The organism is Mesorhizobium sp. M0833 (assembly GCF_040319905.1).
Classification (GTDB): domain Bacteria; phylum Pseudomonadota; class Alphaproteobacteria; order Rhizobiales; family Rhizobiaceae; genus Mesorhizobium.
The window spans coordinates 115466-140037 of record NZ_JAMYOQ010000010.1; the positions used below are offsets into that span (position 1 = coordinate 115466).

Annotated in this window: 22 protein-coding genes and 1 riboswitch; of the genes, 9 read left to right on the forward strand and 13 right to left on the reverse strand. The window is 63.7% G+C overall.

The window, feature by feature from the left end:
• Positions 1 to 6 precede the first annotated feature (6 nt).
• The 3 genes from NKH98_RS13970 to NKH98_RS13980 are packed head-to-tail and all read left to right on the forward strand — an operon-like array spanning position 7 to position 3522.
• Complete coding sequence (locus tag NKH98_RS13970; RefSeq protein WP_352701794.1) at positions 7 to 1047, forward strand: 2-hydroxyacid dehydrogenase; 1041 nt, start codon at positions 7 to 9, stop codon at positions 1045 to 1047.
• A gap of 19 nt (positions 1048 to 1066) precedes the next feature.
• Complete coding sequence (locus NKH98_RS13975) at positions 1067 to 2584, forward strand: glycerol-3-phosphate dehydrogenase (protein ID WP_352899185.1); 1518 nt, start codon at positions 1067 to 1069, stop codon at positions 2582 to 2584.
• Complete coding sequence (locus tag NKH98_RS13980) at positions 2584 to 3522, forward strand: sugar phosphate isomerase/epimerase family protein (RefSeq protein WP_352505459.1); 939 nt, start codon at positions 2584 to 2586, stop codon at positions 3520 to 3522. The genes NKH98_RS13975 and NKH98_RS13980 overlap by 1 nt, the downstream gene beginning before the upstream one ends.
• 44 nt (positions 3523 to 3566) lie before the next feature.
• Here the strand turns inward: NKH98_RS13980 and fba are convergent, their stop codons facing one another.
• A complete protein-coding gene (gene fba, locus NKH98_RS13985; RefSeq protein WP_352899187.1) occupies positions 3567 to 4631 on the reverse strand; it encodes a class II fructose-bisphosphate aldolase in 1065 nt (354 codons plus the stop codon).
• 256 nt (positions 4632 to 4887) lie between these two features.
• On the opposite strand from fba, the gene NKH98_RS13990 reads away from it, so the two are divergent.
• From NKH98_RS13990 to derI, 3 genes are read left to right on the forward strand one after another with little or no spacing between them, the layout of a single operon-like run.
• On the forward strand, positions 4888 to 5652 hold the full coding sequence (locus NKH98_RS13990; RefSeq protein ID WP_352899189.1) for a DeoR/GlpR family DNA-binding transcription regulator: 765 nt from the start codon (positions 4888 to 4890) through the stop codon (positions 5650 to 5652).
• 10 nt (positions 5653 to 5662) lie between these two features.
• Positions 5663 to 6421: a triose-phosphate isomerase gene (locus tag NKH98_RS13995; RefSeq protein ID WP_352777153.1), complete on the forward strand. Its 759-nt coding sequence runs from the start codon at positions 5663 to 5665 to the stop codon at positions 6419 to 6421.
• A 26-nt stretch (positions 6422 to 6447) separates the two neighbouring features.
• Complete coding sequence (gene derI / locus NKH98_RS14000; protein ID WP_352804628.1) at positions 6448 to 6891, forward strand: D-erythrulose-4-phosphate isomerase; 444 nt, start codon at positions 6448 to 6450, stop codon at positions 6889 to 6891.
• Here the strand turns inward: derI and dhaL are convergent.
• The 10 genes from dhaL to mtnK form a co-directional block, all read right to left on the reverse strand.
• Positions 6888 to 7523 (reverse strand): dihydroxyacetone kinase subunit DhaL, encoded by a 636-nt coding sequence (dhaL, locus tag NKH98_RS14005; protein WP_352899191.1) that lies wholly within the window; start codon positions 7521 to 7523, stop codon positions 6888 to 6890. The genes derI and dhaL overlap by 4 nt on opposite strands.
• Positions 7524 to 7532: 9 nt before the next feature.
• Positions 7533 to 8540: a dihydroxyacetone kinase subunit DhaK gene (locus tag NKH98_RS14010; RefSeq protein ID WP_352899194.1), complete on the reverse strand. Its 1008-nt coding sequence runs from the start codon at positions 8538 to 8540 to the stop codon at positions 7533 to 7535.
• A 68-nt stretch (positions 8541 to 8608) separates the two neighbouring features.
• Positions 8609 to 9082 (reverse strand): 6,7-dimethyl-8-ribityllumazine synthase, encoded by a 474-nt coding sequence (locus tag NKH98_RS14015; protein WP_352899196.1) that lies wholly within the window; start codon positions 9080 to 9082, stop codon positions 8609 to 8611.
• A 76-nt stretch (positions 9083 to 9158) separates the two neighbouring features.
• Positions 9159 to 9306: riboswitch (FMN riboswitch) on the reverse strand.
• 91 nt (positions 9307 to 9397) lie between these two features.
• Positions 9398 to 11707 (reverse strand): xanthine dehydrogenase family protein molybdopterin-binding subunit, encoded by a 2310-nt coding sequence (locus NKH98_RS14020; RefSeq protein ID WP_352899198.1) that lies wholly within the window; start codon positions 11705 to 11707, stop codon positions 9398 to 9400.
• Positions 11708 to 11803: 96 nt separating this feature from the next.
• Positions 11804 to 12274, reverse strand: a complete 471-nt coding sequence (locus tag NKH98_RS14025) for a nuclear transport factor 2 family protein (RefSeq protein ID WP_352899200.1) — start codon at positions 12272 to 12274, stop codon at positions 11804 to 11806.
• 71 nt (positions 12275 to 12345) lie between these two features.
• The gene (locus NKH98_RS14030) at positions 12346 to 13332 is read right to left on the reverse strand and encodes an FAD binding domain-containing protein (RefSeq protein WP_352899202.1); all 987 of its coding nucleotides are present in this window, start codon (positions 13330 to 13332) and stop codon (positions 12346 to 12348) included.
• Between the two features lie 3 nt (positions 13333 to 13335).
• The gene (locus tag NKH98_RS14035; protein ID WP_352476552.1) at positions 13336 to 13995 is read right to left on the reverse strand and encodes a 2Fe-2S iron-sulfur cluster-binding protein; all 660 of its coding nucleotides are present in this window, start codon (positions 13993 to 13995) and stop codon (positions 13336 to 13338) included.
• 129 nt (positions 13996 to 14124) lie between these two features.
• A complete protein-coding gene (locus NKH98_RS14040) occupies positions 14125 to 15009 on the reverse strand; it encodes a helix-turn-helix domain-containing protein (protein WP_352645508.1) in 885 nt (294 codons plus the stop codon).
• A gap of 180 nt (positions 15010 to 15189) precedes the next feature.
• The gene (gene mtnA, locus NKH98_RS14045) at positions 15190 to 16284 is read right to left on the reverse strand and encodes an S-methyl-5-thioribose-1-phosphate isomerase (RefSeq protein WP_352505326.1); all 1095 of its coding nucleotides are present in this window, start codon (positions 16282 to 16284) and stop codon (positions 15190 to 15192) included.
• Positions 16281 to 17552 carry an S-methyl-5-thioribose kinase gene (gene mtnK, locus NKH98_RS14050; RefSeq protein WP_352899205.1) on the reverse strand — a complete coding sequence of 424 codons (1272 nt, stop codon included), beginning with the start codon at positions 17550 to 17552 and terminating at the stop codon, positions 16281 to 16283. The genes mtnA and mtnK overlap by 4 nt, the downstream gene beginning before the upstream one ends.
• 135 nt (positions 17553 to 17687) lie before the next feature.
• Here mtnK and NKH98_RS14055 point away from each other — a divergent pair, with 135 nt between their 5' ends.
• The 3 genes from NKH98_RS14055 to NKH98_RS14065 all read left to right on the forward strand — a co-directional run bounded on the left by NKH98_RS14055 (position 17688) and on the right by NKH98_RS14065 (position 21380).
• Positions 17688 to 19217: a sugar ABC transporter ATP-binding protein gene (locus NKH98_RS14055; protein WP_352899207.1), complete on the forward strand. Its 1530-nt coding sequence runs from the start codon at positions 17688 to 17690 to the stop codon at positions 19215 to 19217.
• 66 nt (positions 19218 to 19283) lie between these two features.
• Positions 19284 to 20279, forward strand: coding sequence for an ABC transporter permease (locus tag NKH98_RS14060; protein WP_352476556.1), 996 nt, complete (start codon positions 19284 to 19286; stop codon positions 20277 to 20279).
• A 45-nt stretch (positions 20280 to 20324) separates the two neighbouring features.
• Positions 20325 to 21380, forward strand: a complete 1056-nt coding sequence (locus NKH98_RS14065) for a substrate-binding domain-containing protein (protein ID WP_352899209.1) — start codon at positions 20325 to 20327, stop codon at positions 21378 to 21380.
• A gap of 69 nt (positions 21381 to 21449) precedes the next feature.
• On the opposite strand, the gene NKH98_RS14070 is transcribed toward NKH98_RS14065, so the two are convergent.
• Both NKH98_RS14070 and NKH98_RS14075 read right to left on the reverse strand, forming a co-directional pair.
• Entirely contained in the window at positions 21450 to 23504 is a 2055-nt protein-coding gene (locus NKH98_RS14070) for a bifunctional aldolase/short-chain dehydrogenase (RefSeq protein WP_352899211.1), read from the reverse strand.
• Positions 23505 to 23588: 84 nt separating this feature from the next.
• The gene (locus NKH98_RS14075; protein WP_352476560.1) at positions 23589 to 24554 is read right to left on the reverse strand and encodes a sugar-binding transcriptional regulator; all 966 of its coding nucleotides are present in this window, start codon (positions 24552 to 24554) and stop codon (positions 23589 to 23591) included.
• Positions 24555 to 24572: the final 18 nt, after the last annotated feature.

The window sequence follows — 24572 nt, forward strand, 5'->3', positions numbered from 1 at the left end:
AAGAGCATGCCCAAGAAAATTGCGATCATCGGCGACCGCTTCATGCTTCCGGACGTGTTTCGCGAGAAAATCGAGGCGGCCTGCGGCGACAATCTAGACATCCGCACCGTTGAGACCGCTTGGCCCGACGAGCCGATGCAATTCGGCAATGCGGCGCTCGGCCTCGACAAGGTCAAGGAGTATTTCGGCGATCCGGACGAGGTGGTCGATTTTATCGGCGATGCCGAAATTTTTGTTACCCAGCTTGCGCCGCTCTCCGAAGCCATGATGCAGCGCCTGCCCACACTCAAGCTGGTTGCGGTGTCGCGCGGCGGTCCGATCAACATCGACATGGCTGCCGCCAAGGCCCATGGCATCACGGTGGTCAATGTGCCCGGCCGCAACGCCAGCGCGGTGGCCGAGTTCACCATCGGTGCCATTCTCGCCGAAACGCGGCTGATCCGTGTCGGCCACGAAGCCTTGCGCAAGGGCGAGTGGCGCGGCGATCTCTACCGCGCCGACCGCACCGGCCGCGAGCTCAACGAAATGACCGTTGGCGTCATCGGCTATGGCAATATCGGCACCAGGCTGGTTCGGCTGCTGCGTGCTTTCGGCTGTCGCATCCTGGTCTCCGATCCCTATGTGCAGTTGAGCGTCGAGGACCGCAATGCCGGCGTCGAGCTGGTAGCGCTGGACGATCTGCTGTCGCGCTCCGATGTGGTCACGCTGCATTCCCGGGTCACCGAAGAGACGCGGGGCCTCATCGGCAAGGACGCTATTGCACGGATGAAGCCAGGCGTAATCTTCGTCAATACAGCGCGGGGACCGCTGGTCGACTACGATGCACTCTACGAGGCGCTCGTCTCGGGACAGATCGGCAGTGCCATGTTGGAGACGTTCGCCGTCGAGCCGGTGCCAGCCGACTGGCCCTTGCTGCAGCTGCCGAACGTGACACTGACGCCGCATATCGCCGGCGCGTCGGTGCGCACGGTGACTTATGCGGCCGAGCAGGCGGCCGAGGAAGTGCGCCGCTTCATCGCCGGTCTGCCTCCGGTCAATCCATGCTGACGACAGGGCATAGAGCGAGATGAACGGTGAAACCGAAATCGTCGACCTCTTCGTCATCGGCGGCGGCGTCAATGGCGCCGGAATCGCGCGCGATGCGGCGGGCCGGGGCCTGTCGGTCATTCTTTGCGAAAAAGGCGATCTCGCCGAAGGCACCAGTTCGCGATCGGGAAAGCTCGTTCATGGCGGTTTGCGCTATCTCGAATATTACGAGTTCCGCCTGGTGCGGGAGGCGCTGATCGAGCGCGAGGTGCTGCTCGAATCCGCGCCGCACATCATCTGGCCTATGCGCTTCGTGCTGCCGCACAGCCCCGATGACCGGCCGGCCTGGCTGGTCCGGCTCGGCCTGTTCCTCTACGATCACCTTGGCGGCCGCAAGCGGCTGCCGGCCACCCGCACGCTCGACCTGCGCACCGCACCCGAAGGCGCGCCGATCAAGGACGCCTTCAAGCGCGGCTTCGAATATTCCGACTGCTGGGTCGACGACGCCCGCCTGGTCGTCATCAACGCGCTCGACGCCGCGGAGCGTGGGGCCAAGATATTCACCCGAACCGCCTGCATTGCCGCCCGTCGCGAAAGCGGCCTGTGGTCGGTGGAGATGCGCGACGGTCGAACCGGCGTCAGGACCACAGTCCGGGCACGGGCGCTGATCAACGCCGGCGGTCCCTGGGTCAACGACATCGTCAACCGCGTGGCCGGCCAGAACTCCAAGCGGAACGTGCGCCTGGTCAAGGGCAGCCACATTGTCGTGCCAAAATTCTGGGAAGGGCGACAGGCCTATCTCGTCCAAAACAGCGACAAGCGCGTGATCTTCATCAATCCCTACCAGAACGATCTGGCGCTGATCGGCACCACCGACATCCCCTATGACGGGCGGCCGGAAGACGTGACCGCGGATGCCGGCGAGATCGATTATCTGATCAAGGTGGTCAACCGCTACTTCAAGCGCCAGCTTGCGCGCAGCGACGTCGTTCATTCGTTTTCCGGCGTCAGGCCGCTCTATGACGACAATGCCGACAATCCGAGTGCGGTGACCCGCGATTATATTTTCGAACTCGACGCTTCGGCAGGGCAGGCGCCGCTGCTTTCCGTCTTCGGCGGCAAGATCACCACCTTCCGCAAATTGGCCGAGCACGCGCTGGACCGCATCGCCCCGTTCTTTCCGAAGATGGGCAAGCCGTGGACCTCGAAAGGGCATCTGCCGGGCGGCGATATCGCCAATGCCGATTTCGAGCAGTTCCTCGGTGACCTCGGCCACGAATATCCCTGGATGCCCGCCTCCCTGGTCAAGCACTATGGCCGGCTCTATGGCACAAGGACGCGTGATCTGGTCGGCGCGGCCGGTTCGCTCGCCGAACTGGGCCGGCGCTTCGGCAAGGATTTTTTCGAGCGCGAAGCCAACTACCTGCTCGAGCACGAATGGGCCGAGACCGCGGCCGATATTCTCGAACGACGCACCAAGCACGGCCTGCATCTGTCCGCCGCGGAAAGAGAAGCGTTCGAGGACTGGTGTTCGAATCGCCTGGCGAAGGCGGGCTGATGGCCTTTACGCTGTCCCTCAACACCAATCCGCTGGTCAACCGTTTTGCCGAGCCGGACGACCTGATCGATACGATTGCCTACGACATCGGCATCCGCGACGTGCAGCTCACGCATGAATTCATCAATCCCGGCTGGCCGGCGGCAACGATCGCCAAATTCACCCGCCTGTTCCGCTCCGCTCTCAACCGCACCGGGGTGCGCGTGACCTCGGCGATGACCGGCCCTTACGGTCGGCTCAATCATTTCGGCCATCCCGATGCCGACGTGCGGCGCTACTACGTCGACTGGTTCAAGACCTTTGCCGAAATTTCGGCCGAGCTCGGCGCCGGCGGCATGGGTACGCAGTTCGCGATCTTCACCCACCGGGATTACGACGATCCTGAACGTCGCGCGCGGCTTTTCGACATCGCGCTAGCGTGCTGGCGTGAGGTTGCCGAGCATGCCCAGGCCGCCGGCTTGATCTACCTGTTCTGGGAGCCGATGTCGGTCGGCCGCGAGTTCGGCCATACGATCGAGAGCTGCCGGACGCTGCAGCGCGAGATCGATGCCGCCGGCATGGCGATCCCGCTCAAGATGATGGTCGACATCGACCATGGCGACGTGACGTCGAGTAATCCGGACGACATCGACCCTTATGCCTGGGCCGAAGCCTTTCCAAAGCAATCGCCGATCATCCACGTCAAGCAGTCGTCGATGAACAAGGGTGGCCATTGGCCGTTCATTGCCGCCCACAACAAGGACGGCCGCATCACACCGGAAAAGCTGCTGGAGACGATTCGCCGTGGCGGCGGCGTCGACAACGAGATCTGCCTCGAATTGTCGTTCCGCGAGCGCGAGCCCGTCGACCACCAGGTCATCGCCATGATCCGCGAGTCGGTCGGCTATTGGGCGCCCTTCATCGAGGCCGGCAGGGCCGATCTTTTGCCGCGAGCATGATGGATGAGCAGGAGCCGATGCGGCCCCTGCTCATCCAGAACACATCAGCCGAATTTAGGGTCGAGGCTGCCGGATTTATAGCGCCTGGCCATTTCCGATAGCGGCAGCGGCTTGATCTTCTGTGCGTTGCCGGCGGTGCCGAATTGCTCGAAACGCTCCTTGCAGAGCTTTCGCATGGCGGCCATCGCCGGCGTCAGATATTTGCGCGGGTCGAATTCGCTCGGGTTCTCGGTCAGCACCTTGCGAATGGCGCCGGTCAGCGCCATGCGGTTATCGGTATCGATGTTGATCTTGCGCACGCCGTGCTTGATGCCGCGCTGGATCTCCTCGACCGGCACCCCCCATGTCGGCTTCATCTGGCCGCCATATTTGTTGATGATCTCCTGCAGCTCCTCCGGCACCGAGGACGAGCCGTGCATGACGAGATGCATGTTCGGCAGGCGGCGGTGAATTTCCTCGATGACGTTCATGGCCAGCACAGCGCCGTCCGGCTTGCGGCTGAACTTGTAGGCGCCATGGCTGGTGCCCATGGCGACGGCCAGTGCATCGACACGGGTGTCGCGCACGAACTGTTCGGCCTGCACGGGATCGGTCAGCAGCTGGTCGTGGCTGATGACGCCCTCGACGCCATGGCCGTCCTCCTGCTCGCCGCCGCCCATCTCCAACGATCCGAGAACGCCGATCTCGCCTTCCACCGAGACGCCGCCCCAATGCGCCATGTCGACGACGCGGCGGGTGATGCCGGAATTATAGGCGTAGTCGGCCGGTGTCTTGCCGTCTTCCTTCAGCGATCCGTCCATCATCACCGAAGTGAAGCCGTGCTGGATAGCGGTGACGCAGGTCGCTTCGTTGTTGCCATGGTCGAGATGCATGCAGACCGGGATATCGGGATGGATTTCGACCAGCGCGTCGATCAGCTTGGCCAGCACCACATCGTGGGCGTAGGCTCGCGCGCCGCGGCTCGCCTGCAGGATAACCGGCGATTTGGTCTCCTCGGCTGCCTCCATGATGGCGAGGCCCTGTTCCATATTGTTCATGTTGAAGGCAGGCACGCCATAGCCGTATTCGGCGGCATGATCGAGCAATTGTCTCAGTGTGATGCGAGCCACTCAGTAGTCTCCCGTATCCGGTTTCGAGCCAGTGTTTGCGGGCTGTTCGGTTGTCGTCGAGCCCCTGATGCTTCTGGCCGGATTTCCGCGGCACCGCAACCGCTGGGCGCTCGGCCGGCAGCAATTCTTGTTACAGCACGCGACCAGAAGCGTCATGATATCCCATAGAGATATAACATTATCACAAAAAATTTGATGGCTTGTGCGACGTTTGCTGTTATGTCTCGGAACCGGGGTGCACGAGGAAGCCGCGGAAATGAAGAGCGACGGCCGTCGGCAAGGCATCATGGATTTTCTGATGGACACCGGTACGGCCAGTGTCGACGATCTTGCCTCACGCTTCGGCGTGTCGAAGATGACCGTCCACCGCGACCTCGACGAGCTCGAGGAAAGGGGCTTTCTGCGCAAGGTGCGCGGCGGCGCCTCGATCCAGCCGAGCAGCCTTTTCGAGAGCGATTTCCGTTACCGCCAGAGATTGGCTGGCGACGAGAAAAAGCGCATCGCCGTCGCCGCCGTGAGGATGATCGAACCGGGCCAGACGGTGATTATCGACGACGGCTCGACCGCGGGCGGCGTTGCTCGGCACCTTGCCGATCTGCGTCCGCTGACGGTGATCTCGAACAACCTGGCTGTCATCCAGGATTTGGCGGGCGTTGCCGGCATCAACCTGATTGCGCTTGGCGGCCAATACAGCAAGAAGTTCCACGGCTTCTTCGGCCTGCTCGCCGAAGACACGCTGAAATCTTTGCGCGCAGATGTCGCCTTCCTGTCTTCATCGGCCATCCATGGTGCCTCAGCCTTTCACCAAGATCAGGAAGTGGTCCAGACCAAACGGCTGATGATGGCTGCAGCAGCGCGCAAATATCTGCTGGCCGATCACGGCAAGTTTGGCCGCACCGCCTTGCACTTCCTGACCGATCTCAAGGCCTTCGACATGGTCTTCACCGGCCGCGAGCCGCAGCCGCAGATGCGCGCCGCGCTGGATGGCGCTGGCGTTTCGCTGACCGTGATCGCAGACTAGGAGGGCGCGTATGGTTTATTGGGTCGGCACCAGCTGGAAAATGAACAAGACGCTCGCCGAGGCGATGGCTTTCGCCGAGGCGCTGGCGGAGTTCGTCCCCGGTTTCGACGAGCGCATTCAGCCTTTCGTCATCCCGCCATTCACGGCGGTCCGCGAGGTCAAGAAAGCGCTGTCGCCGACGCGCATCAAGGTTGGCGCGCAGAACATGCATTGGGCCGACGCCGGTGCCTGGACCGGCGAGATCTCGCCGGTAATGCTGAAAGACTGCGAACTTGATATGGTAGAGTTGGGCCACAGCGAACGGCGCGAGCATTTCGGCGAGACCGACAAGGCTGTCGGGCTGAAGACTGCAGCGGCGGTGAAGCACGGTCTCGTGCCACTCATCTGCGTCGGCGAGACCTTGGCTCAACGCAACAGCGGGCAGGCTGCTGCGGTACTGGCCCTGCAGGTGCACGGCGCACTGCAGTTTCTCGAAGGGGCGGCGAAGGCGGCGACGATCCTGTTTGCCTATGAGCCGGTCTGGGCGATCGGCGACAAGGGCGTGCCGGCCAGTTCTGATTATGCCGACAGGCAGCAGGCGCTGATCAAGAAAATCGCCCGCGACCTGCTGCCGGTGGTGCCGCCGGTGCTTTATGGCGGCAGCGTCAATCCGCAAAATGCCGCCGAACTGGTCGGCCAGCCCAATATAGACGGCTTGTTCATCGGCCGTTCCGCCTGGCAGGCGGAAGGCTATATCGACATCCTCAAACGCGCCTCGGCGGCGATCTGAAGCATCGAACAGGAAGGAAACCGAACATGAAAATAGCCATTGGAGCCGACAGCGCCGGCAAGCCGCTGCTCGACGTCATTGCCGCTCACCTCGCCACCAAGCCCGGCCTCACGGTTAGCGACCTCAGCCAGGCGGGCTACTATGCCGACCTGTCGCAGAAGCTCGCCCAGACCATCCTGGACGGCGAGAACGATCGCGGCATCCTGTTTTGCGGCACCGGCATCGGCGTATCCATTTCCGCCAACAAGGTCCCCGGCATTCGCGCCGCACTCACCCACGACACCTATTCGGCAGAGCGCGCGGCGAAATCCAACAACGCCCAGATCATCACCATGGGCGCGCGCGTCATCGGCCCGGAACTGGCCAAGTCGATCGTCGACGCCTGGCTCGCATCGGAATTCGATGAGAGGGGACCATCGGCCGGCAATGTCCAGGCCATCGACAGGCTCGACGCAGCGAAGCGGGGCTAAGCCAGACTGTTCCGCATCGCCCTGACGATCGTCACGGCCGACGCGGCGCCAGGATCGACGTGGCCGAGCGAGCGCTCGCCGAGACGCGAAGAGCGGCCCTTGGTGGCGATCATGTCCTTGGTCGCCTCGGCGCCGCTTTCGGCCGCGGCAAGTGCCGCATCCAGGCTCTCGGACAGGTTCTTGCCGGCTTGCTGCGCGGCACCCGCTGCTTGCGCCGCCGGCAGCCAGGCGTCGACCATGGTTTTTTCGCCGAGCTCAGCCTTGCCGCGATCCTGGATGCCTTGCGCCATCGCCCGGAACATGGCGATGACGTCAGCGTCCTCCAGAATTGCCTTGCCTTTCACGGCGGCGGCACCGCGCATGAAGGCGGTCGCATAGAGCGGGCCCGACGAGGCGCCGACTGCGTTGAGAAACGACTTTGCCGCGGTGTTGAGCAATGCCGTCGGCTCGGTCGACGCATCGATCTGGTCCAGCGCGTCGCGCACAGCGCCGAAGCCTAGTGCCATGGCGATGCCATGGTCGGCGTCGCCGATGACGCCGTCGAGCCGGCAGAGCCTGTCCTTGTCGGCGTCGATCGCCGCGGCGATCGCATCGAACATTCTTTTCAATTTGGCCGTATCGGTGGACGTCATGATGCTCTCTCAGCCGGCGCGGAACATGGCGCAGTCGCAGGGATGGTCGAGCATCTCCTGCAATTCGCCGTCGAGATGCATCAGCGTCACCGAGGCGCCGGCCATTTCGAGCGAAGTGCAATAATTGCCGACCCAGGTCGCGTGGACGGAAACGCCGATGTCGTCGAGCCTCTGCTTGAGGCGTCGGTTCATGATGTAAAGCTCCATCAACGGCGTTGAGCCGAGCGAATTGACGAGCACGGCGACCTTGTCGCCGCGCGCCGGCGCCATCTCGTCGAGCACCTTGTCCAGCATTTCGTCGGTGATCTCGTCGGCGGTTTTCAACTTTCCACGCGCGGTGCCGGGCTCGCCGTGGATGCCCATGCCGATCTCCATCTCGTCCGGGCCGATCTCGAAATTGGGCCGGCGGGTCTGCGGCAGCGAGCAGGGCGACAGCGCCACGCCCATGGTGAAGGTGTGATCGTTGGCCTTCCTGGCGATACGCTCGCATTCATCGAATGACAGCATCTGGTCGCATGCGGCACCGGCGGCCTTGAAAATGAAGAAATTGCCGGCGACGCCGCGCCGCTTCTGCCTCTGGTCGCGTGGCGCCGAGGCGACGTCGTCGGTGGTCAGCACGGTGCGCACTTCGATGTCGTCCATCGCCGCCATCTCTGCGGCCATGTCGAAGTTCATCACGTCGCCGGCATAGTTGCCGTACATGAACAGCACGCCGGCGCCGCCGCTGGCCGCCTTGGCGCATTCGAGGATCGGGTCCGGCGGCGGCGAGGCGAAGACATTGCCGATTGCGGCGGCGTCGGCCAGCCCCTTGCCGACGAAGCCGAGGAAGGTCGGCTCGTGGCCCGAGCCACCGCCGATGACGAGGCCGACCTTGTCGGGGCGTGGGCCGTCGCGGGCGATGATGGAGCGCGGACTTCCCTCCGCACTTTTGAGATGGCGCGGATGCGCAGCCAGGATGCCCTCCAGCATCTCGTCGACGGAGCGGTTACCGTCATTGATGATCTTCTTGGTCTGCACCGGCATCCTCCCTGGTTTTCGTGAGATACTACAGCGCCTTACCGGGATTTCCACCCGCGACGGAGATTTCATGCCGCGATGCGTTCGCGTGCCGCCAGCAGTTGCACGCAGGCACTGGCCGCCTCTTTGCCCTTGACCTTGAAATGCTCGAAGAAGAAGCGGTGATGGTCCGCGCTGTCATGGTAGTTGTGCGGCGTCAGCACCGCCGAAAGCACGGGCACGCCAGTCGACAATTGCACGTTCATCATGCCGTCGATGACAGCGCCCGCCACGAATTCATGGCGGTAGATGCCACCATTGACGACAAACGCCGCGCCGAGGATCGCGGCATAGCGACCGGTCTGGGCCAAGGTCTTTGCATGCAGGGGAATCTCATAGGCACCCGGCACGTCGAAGACATCGACGGCAAAGCGTTTCTCCCCGAGAACCGCCAGTTCCGCCTCGAACGCTTCGACGCATTGGTCGACGATGTCGGCGTGCCAGCGCGCCCGAATGACGGCAACGCGGATCGTTTCATAGTTTTTCCGGGAATGCTGATTCATGGGTCCATCCTTCCGTTTCGAACCAGAATCAGGACGCACGATACGGAATCCGAACCGCGAAAGCGGACCGTCTTCCATTCGTTCTCTTCCATCCGGACTTTGACCGTCGGCTCCGGAATCACACCGGATCTGCTGACCCTTCCGATCATCTGGAAGGCGCTCGCGGGCTTGGGCCGAAACCCTTCACCGCCGGTGGGGACTTTCACCCCGCCCTGAGAACATTGACGGCGTTTGTATGGAAGGGCTGGATGACGCTGTCAACCACCGGCGTCGCGGTCACCCTTGAGGGCGAGGAGGCGCTGACAACTTGCAGCGTCAAATGGCGATCACAGGCAAGGCAGGCAGCACCTTGTCCAAGGTGATGGGAAATTCACGCACTCGCACGCCGGTCGCGTTGTAAATGGCGTTGGCGACAGCTGCCCCGGCACCGCACACGCCGAGCTCGCCGAGACCCTTTGCGCCAAGCGGGTTGGCCTTGTCGTCATCTTCCTCGAGGAAGGCGACCTCCATATCGGGGACATCGCCATTGACCGGCACATGATACTCGGCAAGATCGTGATTGACGAAGTGGCCGTAGCGCGGATCGAGCACCGTCTGCTCCATCAGCGCTGCACCGATCCCCCAGGTCATGCCGCCGATGATTTGCGAGCGCGCGGTCTTGGCGTTGAGGATACGGCCCGCGCCGATCACAGTCAGCATCCGGCGCATGCGGATTTCACCGGTATCGCAATCGACAGCGACCTCTGCGAAATGCGCGCCATAGGAATGCTGCGAATAGGTCTTGTATGACTGGGTAGTGGCGCCCGCGGCCACGGAGCCTTCGGCTTCGAGCCCGTCGGGAGAGATCCCTCGGATAAGATCGGCCAGGCTCGCCGATCGCTGGCCGACCCTGACCTCGCCGTCGGCAAAGCTTGCCTCGGTGGCGTTCGCGCCGCGCAACGGCGAGGCTTCGTTCGACTGCGCCGCCCCCAGGATGCGTTCCTTCAGAGCGTTGCAGGCGTCGTGCAGCGCCGAACCCGCGCTTGCTGCGCCCCAGGACCCGCCGGAGCCGGCGGTACGCGGGAAGCGGCTGTCGCCAAGCTCCACTTTGATGGACGAGATCGGCAGGCCGAGGCTCTCCGCCACGATCTGGGTCAGGATCGTATAGGTGCCGGTCCCAATATCGGTCATGTCGAGCCGCGCCGTCACCCGACCGTCCCGGTCGATCGCAACCCGCGCCGTCGCCGCGCCGATGTAGTTCGGACGGATCGCCGCCGCCATGCCGTAGCCGATGAGCTTGCGGCCCTCTCGGGTGCGGCCAGGTGTCGGGTTTCTCCGCTCCCAACCGAAACGGCGGGCGCCTTCCTCCATGCAGGCGACGAGATTGCGGGTGGAGAACGGCACGCCGCGCTCGGGATCCTGTGCCGGCTCGTTTCGGACCCTGAGTTCGATCGGATCCAGGCCGACCCGCTCGGCGAGTTCATCCATTGCACATTCGAAGGCCAGCATGCCGGGCGCTTCGCCGGGCGAGCGCATCCATTCGCCGCGGTTGATGTCCAGCGGAACCAGGCGATGGCGGGTGAGACGGTTCGGCGCCGCATAGAGCGAGCGCGCAAAAACTGCCGTTTGTTCGCAGTACTCCTCGAAGCTGGACGTTGCGGACCAGACATCGTGCGCGATCCCGGTGAGCCGCCCGTCGGTGCCCGCGCCGAGACGCACCTGTTGGATCATCTCTGCACGATGACCGGCATTGGCGAACATCTGTTGTCGCGTCAGCGCGATTTTCACGGGGCGCCGCAGGACCTGCGCTGCAAGCGCGGCCAGGATCGTATCGGCATGGACAATCAGCTTGGACCCGAAGCCTCCGCCGATGAAGGGGCTCACGATGCGCACTCGCTCGGGCGGGATGCGAAGCGTGCCGGCGACCCCGGCCCGGAAGTTCGCGAGGGTCTGCGCCGATGTACGGATCGTCAGCTCGTTGCCTGACCAGGCAGCAAGCGTCGCATGAGGCTCCATCGGATTGTGATGTTCGAAAGGCGTCCGGTACGTGGCATCGATCTTGACCGGAGCCACAGCAAAGGTGCTCTCGAAGTCGCCGATCACGCTGTCGGTCTCGAAGCCGGCATTTGTCCGCTTTGGTGCATAGGCGTCGGCCTTATGGCCCGGTAGATCGTAGACGCCCGGCTCCTCGTCGTAGCGCACCTTGATGAGGCCCGCAGCAGCGCGTGCCGCCTCGAACGTCTCCGCAACGATCAGCGCGACGGGCTCGTCGTAATACCGCACCCGCTCGCTGTTGAGCGCGGGCCGGGCGCGCGTGAAGACCTCCGGCACCGTCGGCGTGACCGTTGGGCCGAAATCCGGCTGGGCCGGCGCATTGCGGTGCGTCATGACGAGCAACACTGCCGGCGCCCGTTCGGCTTCGGTCGTGTCTATCTCGGCGATGCGGCCCTTGGCGACGGAGGCGCCGAGAATGTAGCCAAAGGCTGTACCATCCAGCTCATTCTCGTAAGCGTATGTGGCGCCGCCCGTCACTTTGAGCGGACCGTCGATGCGGTCGATCGGCCGCCCGATGACGCCGGCATCGGGACGAGGTTTCACCCTTGAATGGATGGCGGAGCCGGGCAGTCCGGGTATGGTGTCGTTCATAAGTCACCCAAAGATTTCATTGGGAGTTCAGAAGCATCGAGGCCGCGACGCCGCCTCTTCCTTGCACCTTCATGTTCGTCGCGCGGCGGCCGGAGCTCACGCGGCGATCTCGCCGAAATACTCCCGAAACTCGACCAGCCTCCCTGTCGGGCCGGCCCGCATGAAGATCGCATGCAGGCCAGTGTAGGGCGCGCCACTGATTGTCCCGCTCCCGCGATCGCAGACGATGACCCAGTCGGCGGCGAAGAGCTTGAGATCGACGGTCGATTTCGTGATCCTGTTTCCCTGCGCTTGATGCGCGGCGGTCCAGGCTGCGAGTGCCTGCTTGCCTTCTGGCGGTCCATGTCGGCCTCGTTGCTCGCCGACAGGGAATTGGAAGGTCATCGTCTCATCGCAGGAATCAAGGAATGCCGTCCAGTCGCCAGAGGCCCAGCCGGCAAAGAAGGCGTCAACGGCGGCCTCGAGCACGTGACGAGCTGCCGGGTCGGATGTGGCGCCCCAGGCTGCGGCGGCACAAACAAAAAGGCCGCCACCCGCGGCGGCAACGGCGCGTCGCGTGAGTTTCATATCGATCCCCCGCTCGTCGCCTGCATCTGGGAACCGCTGCTCGGGGTCGTCGTCTCTGTCATCGCACCACCTCATGCACGTTCGACGGCAGCAGCGAGCGTGTGCCGCACCGTCCGTTTCGCCAGCGGGATCTTGAAGTCATTGGCGCCATGCCCGACGGCTCCGGCGAGCGCGGCTTCGGCCGCGTCGGTAAAGGCGCCGTCGAACGCCGCCGCGCCTGCCAGCGCGCGCTCCGCCTCCGTCGCGCGCCAGGGTTTCGCTGCCACGCCGCCCATGGCGATCCGAGCGCTTCGGATACGGTCGCCGCTTTTCTCGACGATTGCTGCCACCGACACCAGCGCGAAGGCGTAGGAAGCACGGTCGCGCACCTTGCGGTAAAGCTGCCGGCCGGGTGGTGGCGGCGGCAGGGTAACCGCAACGACCATTTCGCCGTGGCCGAGCACGGTCTCCACATGGGGCGTCGCCTCGGGCAATCGATGGAAATCGCCGATCGTGATCGTGCGGGTCTCACCGCCGGGCGAGACGGTCTCGATCCAGGCGTCGAGCCCGGACATGGCGACCGCCATGTCAGAAGGATGTACCGCGATGCAGGCTTCGCTCGCGCCGAGTACGGCGTGCATGCGGTTGAAGCCCTGAAGCGCCGCGCAGCCCGAACCCGGCTGGCGCTTGTTGCAGGGCATGTTGCGGTCATAGAAGTAGGGGCAGCGCGTACGCTGCAGGAGATTGCCGCTGGTCGAGGCCTTGTTGCGTATCTGTCCAGACGCTCCGGCCAGCAGCGCTTGCGTGAGCATCGGGTAGCGCGACCTTACCCGTGGGTCGGCGGCGAGATCGCTATTGCGGACCTGGGCGCCGACCCGAAGCCCGCCTTCCGCCGTCTCCTCGATCCGATCAAGAGGCAGCCGGCTGATGTCGACGAGATGCGCTGGGCGCTCGATCTCGAGCTTCATCAGGTCGAGCAGGTTGGTGCCGCCGCTGATGAACTTGGCGTCCGGCCGGGCCGCAACCGCGGCGGCCGCCTGCTCGGCACTCGTCGCACGTTCATAAGTGAAGGACTGCATTGCTCATGCCTCCTCTGCCGCGTCGCGGATTGCAGCGACAATGTTCGGATAGGCGGCGCAACGGCAGATGTTGCCGCTCATCCGCTCGCGGATCTCGACATCGGTGAGACCGACGGAAGCCGCTGCCACGTCAGCGCTCGCATGGCTTGGCCAGCCGGCCCGCGCCTCGCCCAGCATACCAACCGCCGAGCAGATCTGGCCTGGCGTACAGTAGCCGCACTGGAAACCGTCGCGGGCGATGAAGGCAGCCTGGACCGGATGCAGCCGGTCACCCTCGGCAAGGCCCTCGATCGTGGTGATCTCGTCGCCTTCATGCATTGCGGCAAGCGTCAGGCAGGAATTGATCCGGCGCCCATCGACGAGCACCGTGCATGCGCCGCACTGGCCGTGGTCGCAGCCCTTCTTCGAGCCGGTGAGGCCGAGATGGTTGCGCAGGGCGTCGAGCAGCGTCGTCCGCGGGTCGAGCGCGATGGCAAGATCCTTCGCGTTGATCCGCAACGATATCGTCATCGTCGGTACCGGCGTGGCCGATGCCGCCGCCGTGACGGTCTCGGCCGGCTCGGCGTCAACCGGTATTCCGGTAGCCAGGAGCACCCCGGTCGCAACACCGCCTTCCAACACCATCCGACGCGTCGGCCCGCTCCTGTTGTCCGTTTTGGCCATGCATGATCTCCCAGTCGCAATGAAGCGCAGACGGCAACTTGACCCGAGCAACCCTCGGGTTCTGTCACCCAACGACACTGGAGGTGGGAGTGCGCGCGGCGCCTTTCTTTCAAGAAACCGGCGGCACTATCAGGATTCTGGAGAAGAATTCATCCGATAGGCACGAGGCGTCGTGCCCCTTAGACGTCGGAAGGTCGTGGTGAAGTGGCTCTGGCTTGAAAAGCCGAGCCGAAAGGCAATGATACCGATCGACAAACCCGTTTCGCGCAGCAACACCTCCGCTCGCCGCACCCGTTCCTCGATCACATAGGCATAGGGTGCAAGGCCGGTCGTCGCCTTGAAGCGACGCGCAAAGCTGTCGACGGCCATGCCCGCGACGGCTGCCAGCTCGCTTAGCGAAATGTCGGAATTCATATGCGCATCGATGTAATCCCGAACGCGACCAAGTGCTCGGCGGCTGAGACAGCCGTGACGTACAAACCGCTGTTGCTCCCGGCTCAGGTTGGCCACGCGGAGGCTGACCAGGGCGACCAGATGCTCGACATAGGCAGTGTCTGGCTTGTGGCCGAGTGCCATCTCGTCGCGAAGCGAACTCAGGAGCGTGGCGACGACCGCGTCTTTCTTGTTTACCAGTATAGGCAGGTTCCTCAGGCGTTCGCATCCGGGAAGCCTGATATCGGGATCGATCCACAGGGCTGAATAGGAGAGGTTTACATCGCGATAGAAGCCCTGTCGCTCCGCGCCTGCCGGGACGAAGGTGAGGGCTCCGGGACGGTCCATTCCATCGTAAAGGGATCGTGCCTCGTGCCGGATGGATGTATGGGACGTGCCGCCTTCTTCGGTCAGCACGATCAGATGATGAGGGGCTGTCCAGCGGAGCTCCGCCTCCCGGCACGCCCACCGCCGGTTGTCGAACACGATCGAGGAGCTGACCCATGACGCGGTTTGCAGGGGCTCCGACTTCTCGTCCTGGCTCCGAACCCGTCCGTCACCAAGCAATGGTCTGAATGACATCGCGGTACCCCGCTTGTTCACTCGCCGGGCCGTGGTCAACCCCGGCTTCGAGCGTTGGGCGCCGCCCCGCCGCTACGCATACGGCCGTCCATGTGGGACAGGCAACGGGCGTTTTTAACCGTGCCGTGGTCAAGAAATCGTGAGATGAGGCAATCCAGAGCGCCCTCCCGGAAAAGCCGATCATCCGCGCTCGGGAAACATCGTCTTCAGGCCTTCGCGCGAGGCCGTAGCGACACCGCGTTCGGTGATCAAACCGGTGACCAGCCGCGCCGGCGTCACGTCGAAGGCCGGATTGGCCGCCGGCGTGGCTTCCGGCGACACGCGGACCTGGGCGATCTCGCCGGACGCGGTCTTGCCCCAGACCAGCGAGACCTCGTCGGGCGAGCGCTGTTCGATCGGGATTTCGGCCAGCCCGTCGCCCACGGTCCAGTCGATCGTCGGCGACGGCAGCGCGACATAGAACGGCACGTCGTTGTCGGCGGCGGCCAGTGCCTTGAGATAGGTACCGATCTTGTTGCACACATCGCCGTCGGCGGTGGTCCTGTCGGTGCCGACGACGACCATGTCGATCTGGCCACGCTGCATCAGATGGCCGCCGGCGTTGTCGACAATGAGCGTATGCGGCACGCCGTGGCCGGCCATCTCCCAGGCGGTCAATTGGGCACCCTGGTTGCGGGGTCGCGTTTCATCGACATAGACATGGACTGGAATGCCGGCTTCCGTCGCCAGATAGATCGGCGCGGTGGCGGTGCCGTAGTCGACGGTGGCCAGCCAGCCGGCATTGCAGTGGGTCAGGATGTTGACTGGTTCGCCCGGCTGCTTGCGCGCCGCGATCGCCTTGATGATTTCGAGCCCATGGGCGCCGATGGCGCGGTTGAGGCCGACATCCTCGTCGGCGATCTCGCCGGCACGCCGATACGCAGCCGCGGCACGTTCTGCCAGGGGAAGCGTCAGCAGGAAGCGCTGCATTTCGTTCAGCGCCCAGCGCAAATTGATCGCCGTCGGGCGCGTTTCGTGCAAGGTTGCCCAGACGGCGTCGAGTGCTGCATCCGACGGGTCGTCGGCCATCTGCATGGCGACGCCATAGGCCGCGGTGACGCCGATCAGCGGCGCCCCGCGCACCCACATGTCGCGGATTGCCGTGGCGATGCCGGCGACGGTATCGATCTTTTCGATGCGGAACTCATGCGGCAGCCAGCGCTGGTCGATGATCTCCACCGAACGCCCGTCGTCACTCGGCCAGATGGTGCGGTAGTGGCGGTCGCCGACGTTCAAATCCTGCTCTCCCGTTCGATCAGCGCGGCCAACCGGTTGACCTCGTCGATGCTGTGGATCTGGCGCCGGTTGACGGCGAGGTGACGGCCGAATTTCAGCGCCTTTGCCTCACATCTGGCGCGCAGATCAGGATCGGCAATGGTCTCGAAATCGGCATTATGGGCAAGGCCGAGAATGCGCCGGTGAACCTCGACGCCGGCAAAGCCGAGCAGATCGGTCCAGATCGACTGCAGCACGTGGTCGAGCGCCTGCTCGGCGCCAAGCCTGTCGCCTTGATCTTCGAACAGGCTCTTCTGGTAGAGCATGCCGGTACGCTCCGTCCGCCACAGATGCGAGAACTCGACGCGGAACACCGACCATGTCTCGACCGTAACGCCGAGCAGATAGTCCCGCATGGCATCGCGGCTTCCGTCCTGTTCATGGCCGCGCTGCGAGAAGAACGCCATCCAGAAATTGGCGAGCAGCATGCCGACGTCGAAGGCGATCGGGCCGTAGAAGGCGAATTCGGGATCGATCATCCGCGTTTCGGTGTCGGTGACCATGATCGAGCCGGAATGCAGGTCGCCATGCAGCAGCGTCTCGGCATTGGCAGCGAAGATGTGCTTCATGCGCTGCGCCTCGACCTTGAGGTCGCGGTCGGCGCGCAGCTCGGCGACAATGCCGTCGAGCTGCGGGCTGGTGTGCCGGTTCATCTTGGCATCGAAATACGGATCCGAGAAAACCAGGTTCTCGGTGATGTCGCAGAGTTCGACATTGTCGGCGAACAGCGCCAGATCGGCCTTGCGATCCTTGGTCGCCATATGCAGGTCGGAGCCGCGAAACAACGTGCGGGCCATGAACAAGCCGATGTCTTTCGCGATGTTCGGCAATTGCCGGCCTTCGATCAGTGCCCGCCGCAGGATGATGTGCGGCGACAGGTACTCCATGATGATCAGCGCCTGGCCTTCATCGAAGTGGTAGATCTCAGGCACCGAACCCGGCGCCCGTGCCTGTTGCCGCGTCAGCGCATGGTATTCGAAGAAGGAGCGTCTTAACGGCAGCGGCCAGCTGTCGCCGACCAGCCGGACGTAGGGCAGGGCCTGCTTGACGACGGCCGCACCCTGAGCACCCTCGACGATGAACACAAGGTTCAGATTGCCGTCGCCGACTTCACGAACTTTCCACTGGCTCGTATCCTTGCCGATCTGCGAACACAGGGCCTCGTTGGCACCGAGACGGCCCGCCAGTGTCTCGACCGACAGTGCTTCGAACGGCGATTTCCCAGTCATCCTCACCTCCCGCTTATGAGCTCCGATGATAGCGGAGCCATGGCGGCCGGGCCAAGCTAGGAAGCCTTCTGGCAATTGTCAATCGTGTTGACAATTGCCGATATAGCCCATAGCGTCACGGTCAGGGAGGAACGAATGGGCAATGATGCCGTGTTCCGCGTCGACGGCCTGAGGAAATCCTTTGGCCATATCGAGGTGCTTGGCGGCGTCTCGCTCGAATTGCATGCCGGCGAGATGACCGTGCTGATGGGCGCCAACGGCGCCGGCAAATCCACCCTCGTCAAGATCATCAGCGGCGTTTACGACCATGGCGGCGGCTCGATGTCGCTTGCCGGTCAGGACTTCGACCCGAAAACGCCGGCGGAGGCGATCCGCGCCGGCGTCGTTACCGTCCACCAGAACATCAATGACGGTGTCGTCGCCGACCTCGACGTCGCCACCAATCTTACCCTCGACAGGTTGAGCGGCAGCGGCGTGCCGACGCTGTTCAATCCGGGCCGAGTGCGTCGCGAGGCAAAGGCGGTGGCCGACCGTATGGGACTGGCCATCGACCTCAAGGCCCGGATCAGCGATCTCTCTCTGGCCGACCGCCAGATGGTGGCGATCGCCCGCGCCATGGCGCACCGGCCGAAAGTGCTGATCCTCGACGAGCCGACCTCCTCGCTGTCCAGCGCCGAAGCCGACCGGCTGTTCGCATTGCTCGACCGGCTCCGCCGACAAGGCGTGGCGATCCTCTACATCTCGCACCGTATGTCGGACATCAGGCGACTTGCCGATCGCATCATTTCGATGCGCGATGGGGTCATCTCAGGCATCTTCGACAGGAAGCCGCTGGATTACGAAGGTGCGGTCAACGCCATGCTCGGCCGCAAGATCCAGCTTGAGCGGATCGTCGCCAGGAATTCGGCCAAGGCAATTTTTGCCACTGACGGGTTGCGGATTGCAGAAGGCGCCAGGCCGATTTCGCTGACCCTCGGCGACGGCGAGGTCGTCGCCATCACCGGCCTCGTCGGTGTCGGCAAGACCGCACTCGCCGAGACGCTGTTCGGTTTGCGCAAGCCGCTGTCCGGGACCATGGTGCTGAACGGGAAACCCTATGCGCCGGCGTCGACCGGCGAAGCGATTGCCGCCGGCGTGTTTCTCGTCGCCAAGGACCGGGGCGAAAACGGCATCGTCGGCGACTTCAACATCCAGGAAAACATCAGCCTGCCGTTCCACAGTCGCATGTCGCGTCTCGGTGTTCTCAAACGCCGTATCGAACGCGCTGTTGCCCGCCAGCAGATCCAGGAGTTGGGCATCGTCTGCCGCTCCGAGAGGGACGAGATGGCGTCGCTTTCCGGTGGCAATCAGCAGAAGGTGATGGTCGCCCGCTGGATGTCGCAAGCGGCAAGGCTTTTCATCCTCGACGAGCCGTTTCAAGGTGTGGACATCTCGGCCAGACGCGATATCGCCGCAAAGCTGCGGGCGAGCGCCCACGGCCGCGCGACGCTGCTGTTCGTCACCGAACTCGATGAAGCCCTGGAGACAGCCGATCGCATCCTGGTGATGTCGGAGCAGACGATCGTCGGCGAGCACCGCAATACCGATGTCGATCTCGAGCGGCTATTGGCCGAAGTGGCGGGCGGGGCGGTTGCACAGCGCAGCCTGACAGCGGGAAGACGATGAGAATTGGAATGGAGAGGGTATGAATTCGGGTCGGATAAAGACGGTGCCAGCGTGCGGGAGCGCTGAATGATCCTGCGCGACCATGCTATTCGCTACGGCTTCATCGTTCTGTTGTTCGGGCTGATCGCCTATTTCGCCGTCGCCGCCGATGGTTTCGTCTCGCCGCAAAGTGCTGTCTTCATATTCCAGTCGGTCGCCATCACCGGCGTTCTGGCGCTCGGCGTCACCGCCACGCTGGTCGTCGGCGGCTTCGATCTGTCGATCGGCTCGGTCGCCACCAGCGCCATGATGGCGGCTGCCTACGTCATGGTGGTGCTGGAACAGAACGCCGTCGTGGCGGTCGTCGTCTGCCTTGTGATCGGCGCCGTCGTCGGCCTCATCAATGGCTGGCTGATCGTCTATATGCGGGTGCCGGACCTTTTGGCGACGCTCGGCATGATGTTCCTGCTTGTCGGCCTGCAGCGCATACCTACCGAGGGCCGTTCGATCGCCACCGGCATGACCATGCCCGACGGCTCGGTCGCCAACGGCAGCTTCGGCGCCGCGTTCCTGGCGCTTGGCCGCCATCGCTTCGACTTCTTCATCCCGAACCTCATCCCGGTGTCGGTCGTCGTCCTGCTCGTGCTGGCCGTACTGATCTGGTTCTTTCTAGAATACACGCGTTTCGGGCGCATGATGTATGCGGTCGGCAGCAACGAACGCGCTGCCGAACTCGCCGGCGCGCCTGTCAAGGCATACAAAATCTGGGCCTACGTTATTTCTGGGGTTTTTGCCTCGATCGGCGGCATTTTGCTCGCCGCCCGGCTTGGACGTGGCGACATCGCCTCGGGTAATAATCTGTTGCTCGACGCGGTGGCTGCGGCACTCATCGGTTACGCGGTTCTCGGCGCCGCCAAGCCGAACGCCTTCGGCACGGCTGTCGGCGCGGTGTTTGTCGGCGTGCTGCTGCAGGGCCTGACGATGATGAACGCGCCTTACTACACGCAGGATTTCGTCAAGGGCGTGGTTCTCGTGGTCGCCCTTGTCTTCACCTTCGCCCTGTCCGGCAGGGGCAGGAGATAGGTTTCGACCGGTTACATTTTGGGTTCAACAAGTGGAGGAAGCGACGTGAACATCACAAGAAGACTTTTGGGGAAGACAGCGCTCGGGCTTGCCGGCGCAACATTGCTGATGCAGTTGCCAGCGATGGCGCAGGATCGGCCGGCGCCGTTCGACAAGCCGGGCGGCGTCAAGATAGCGCTGGTCCGCTATCTCTCGACCGGCGACTTCTTCCAGGCGTATTTGTCCGGCGTCGAGGCGCAGGCGAAGGCGCTCGGCGTCGACCTGCGCGTGCTCGACAGTCGCCAGGACGCAGCGCTTCAGGCCGACATGGTCGACCAGGCCATCGCGCTCGGCGTCCAGGGCATCATCATCCAGCACGGACTGACGGAATCGATGAAGGACGCCGCCCAGCGCGCGGTCGATGCCGGCATCAAGGTCGTCGCCTTCGACGTCAATGTCGAAAACCCCAAGATCCCGCAGATCGAGCAATCCGACCGCGACCTCGCGCGCCTGGCGCTCGAACAGGCGGTCAAAGACAATGGCGAGAGCTGGAAGGCCGGCTATGTCTATGTCGCCGGCATCGCCCCACTCGACCGCCGCAACGAGACCTGGGTCGAATTCAAGAAGAAATATTCGGGCATCAACGAAGTCGCCATGTTCGGCACGCTCGACAATCCGATCGCCAATTCGGTCGCCAACCAGGCTCGCTCGGTGTTGTCGGCTCATCCCGACATCAAGGTGATGTTCGCGCCCTATGACGAATTCGCCAAGGGCGTCAAGATCGCCGTCGACGAGGCCGGGTTGAACAAGGACATCAAGATCTATTCGGCCGACATCTCTACCTCGGACATCGCCGCAATGCGCGAGCCGGACAGCGCCTGGGCGGCAACCGCCGCCACCAACCCGGCCGTCGTCGGCCAGGTCTCGGTGCGCGCGCTGGCGCAGCTGTTGGCCGGTGAAGATCCCGGCCACAACGTAATCGTGCCGCCGACGCTGATCACTCAGAAGGATCTGATCGACAAGGACATCAAGAACATGGAGGACCTCTCGGCCAAGCTGCCGCAGTTCGCCCATGCCGATGTCGCGATGCCGGCCTGGATGCCGAACCCGAACGCGAAGTAGTCTTCCGCTATCGGCAAAGGAAAAGAGCGGCTCGCGGGCCGCTCTTTTTTGTTGGCCCGGTGTTTAGATCTACCTCAACGCCGCCGCGATGTTGCCGCCGTCCACCGTCGTCACATCGGCGGTTGTCCGCTCGGCCAGCGCTTGATGCAGAAAGGCCTGGGCGACGTCTTCGGCCGTCACTTCCTGTCCGAGCAGGTTGCCGGACATGTACTCCTTTTCAGACACGCCGCGCGCGCCCGAGCGGCTGGCGATCATGGCATCGGTCAACAGCCCCGAACGGATGCGGTCGGCGTTGACGGCATTGGAGCGGATGCCATGCGCGCCGTAGTCGAGCGCATATTGCCTGGACAAAAACAGCGTTGCCGCCTTGGGAATGCCATAGGCGCCGAACTTCGGCCCCGGATTGACCGCCTGCTTGGAGGTGTTGAACAACAGCACGCCGCCGGTGCCCTGTTCGAGCATGATGCGGACGGCATTTTGCGCCGCCGACTGGTGGGCGAAGAAATTGAGTTCGAAACTCTTGCGCAAGGTGGCGTCGTCGAGCTCGCCGATCCGGCCCTCCCAGGCAGCGCCGGCATTGGAGACGAGAATGTCGAGGCCGCCGTAGACGGCGACCGCCTTGTCGAACGCAGCGCGCATCTGCGCCGGATCGGTGATGTCGGCGCCAATGCCGATCGAACCGTTGCCGGCTTTTTTTGCCGCCTCGGCAGCCCTTGACGCATCGAGATCGACGACGACGACATGGGCACCGTTGTCGGCGAACAGCTTTGCCGTGGCGGCACCGATCGCGCCGGCGCCGCCGGTGACCAGCATCACCTGGCCGGTCAGCGGCTTCGGCTTGTTGGAGGCGAGTTTGGCTTGTTCCAGCGACCAGTATTCGAGCGGGAACAGGTCGGCTTTGGAGAGCGGGCGGAAGTCACCGACGGCTTCGGCGCCGCGCACCGCCTCGATCCACATTTCGCCGACGTCGGAGGCGATCTTCGCGTCCTTGAGTGTGCGGCCGTGGCCGAACATGCCGAGGCCGGGCACCAGCGTCAGCCGCGGCATCGGGTCGAGCATGGTGCGCTTCACGTCGTCGAGCGCATCATTGGTTTCGAAATAGGCGCGATAGTCCTTGGCGAATTTCTCGACATGCTGGCGGATGACGGATTTGTAGTCGCCGACCTTGTCAGCGTCGGGCGCTGGTAGTGCCATCGGTCCGGTCTTGATGCGGATCGACAGGTCGGGTGTCGACACGCCGCGCCCGGCATAGTCGGCAATTTTTGCCGAATTGATGAAGTCGACGATCGCATCCGAGGTGCGGAAATCGCTGATCATGCGGTCGAAACGGCCTTCGCCGCGCGCCACCGCCACCGCGCCGCGCAGCATCGGTGCAATCTCCGCAGGCTTCGCCAGCCTGGCCGGCAGTGCCACCTTTTCGGTGCGCGGCTTGCCGTGGCTGGCGATGAAATCCTCGGCGACGTTCACATAATGGATCATCCGGTCATAGGCCTGCCTGGCATCGTCGCCGAAGGTGAAAATCCCATGCTTGTCGAGGATCAGGCCTTCGACCATCGGATCGGCGTCGAAAACATCGGCGGCCGCCTTCGCCAAATCGAAGCCCGGCATGATGTAAGGCACAAAGCCCATCTTTTCGCCGAACACCTTGCGGCTCAGCGCCTCGCTGTCCTCCTGGTCGACGATGGCGAGGATTGCGGTCGAATGCGTGTGGTCGACGAATTTGTGCGGCAGGAAGGCGTGCAGCAGCGTCTCGACGGACGGATTGGGCGAGGACGGATCGATGAGGTTCGCCCGCTGCAGCGCGACCATGTCCTCGTCGGAGAGCTTCTTCAGCGACCGCGCCTTCAACAGCGCGCCGAGCTTGACCGCCGGCAGGCCCTGCGGCTCGATGACGCCCATGTCCCAGCCGCTGCCCTTGACGCAGAGCACGTCCCACTCGTCACCGACAAGATCGGTGGCCTTGGTCTTGCACGAGGTGTTGCCGCCGCCATGCAGGACGAGCCGCGGCTCGCCGCCCAGCAGCCTGGTCGTGTAGACGCGCAACGCCAGGTCGCGGGCCACACCCTTCTTTGCATAGTCGGCGACCAGCTTCTCCGCCTCGCCGTCATTCCACAGGTTCTTCATGTCAGCTTCGTCCGATTTCTCTTTATTGTGAACAGGAATGCCGCGACGCCTTGATGACAACGCACCGGCGGCTGGAATTAACTATCAGGCGACCTTTTCTGCTGCCGCTCCTGCACGGTCGAGCAGCCGTCGCGCCATGCGCGCGCCGACGACGAGATGGGTGCAGAGCCCGCCGGCGATCGCCGCGACGAGCGGTTCGAACTTGCTCTCTTCCTGTACCACCACAAGGCGCTTTTCGATCTGGCGCAGCGATGACAGCTCTGCCGAAATCAGCCGGCGGTTGTAGCTGCAGTCGAGCGCCTGGCCCTGGGCGTCGATGATCTGCCCGGCAATGACGCCGGCTGCACCCGCCTTGTGCAATGTAGCCATTTCGCTTGGCGTCAGCGCGCCGCATTTGACCAGATGGCTGTCGGTATCCACCGAGCCGACCGAGTATAGCGCCAGGTTGCAGTCACCGATGCCCGACAACTGCTCGCGGATCACCGGCTCGGCGCGCAGGCCGCGTGCCAGTTCTTCCGTCGTCAGCACCAGCGGCGCGTAAAAATTCAGTCCCTTGGCGTTGAGCCGGCGGGCGATCTCCATGGTGCATTGGTCCGGCCGGTACGAATAGGGGGCGCCCAGATTGCCGCAGAGCTGCACCACGGTGACGTCCTGCAGATCGGCATAGGACATGATATCGGCGATGGTGTAGATGGTCCGCCCCCAGGCGACGCCGATGCGGTCGCCCTTCCTGACCAGCTCGAGAAAGACGCTTGCCGCAAGTACCGCGATGTCGGTGGACGGGTCGGCGACATAGCCGTTTTCCGGCGCGATCCAGACGGCGTCGAGCTTCAGCGCGTCTTCCAGCTCGCGCGCCAGCACGTCGTCGGTGAAAAGCTGGGTCGAGGTCGAGATGTTGACGATGCCGGTCTCGCGCGCCTTGCGCAGATACATCGCCACCGAGGCACGCGAAATCTTGAGCTGGCTGGCCACCTGGTCCTGGCGCAAGCCGTGTGCGTAGTAAAGCCAGGCGGCCTTGTGGATAAGCTGTTCTGCCGGTCGGATCGCCATGCCATCTCCTCGCTGACA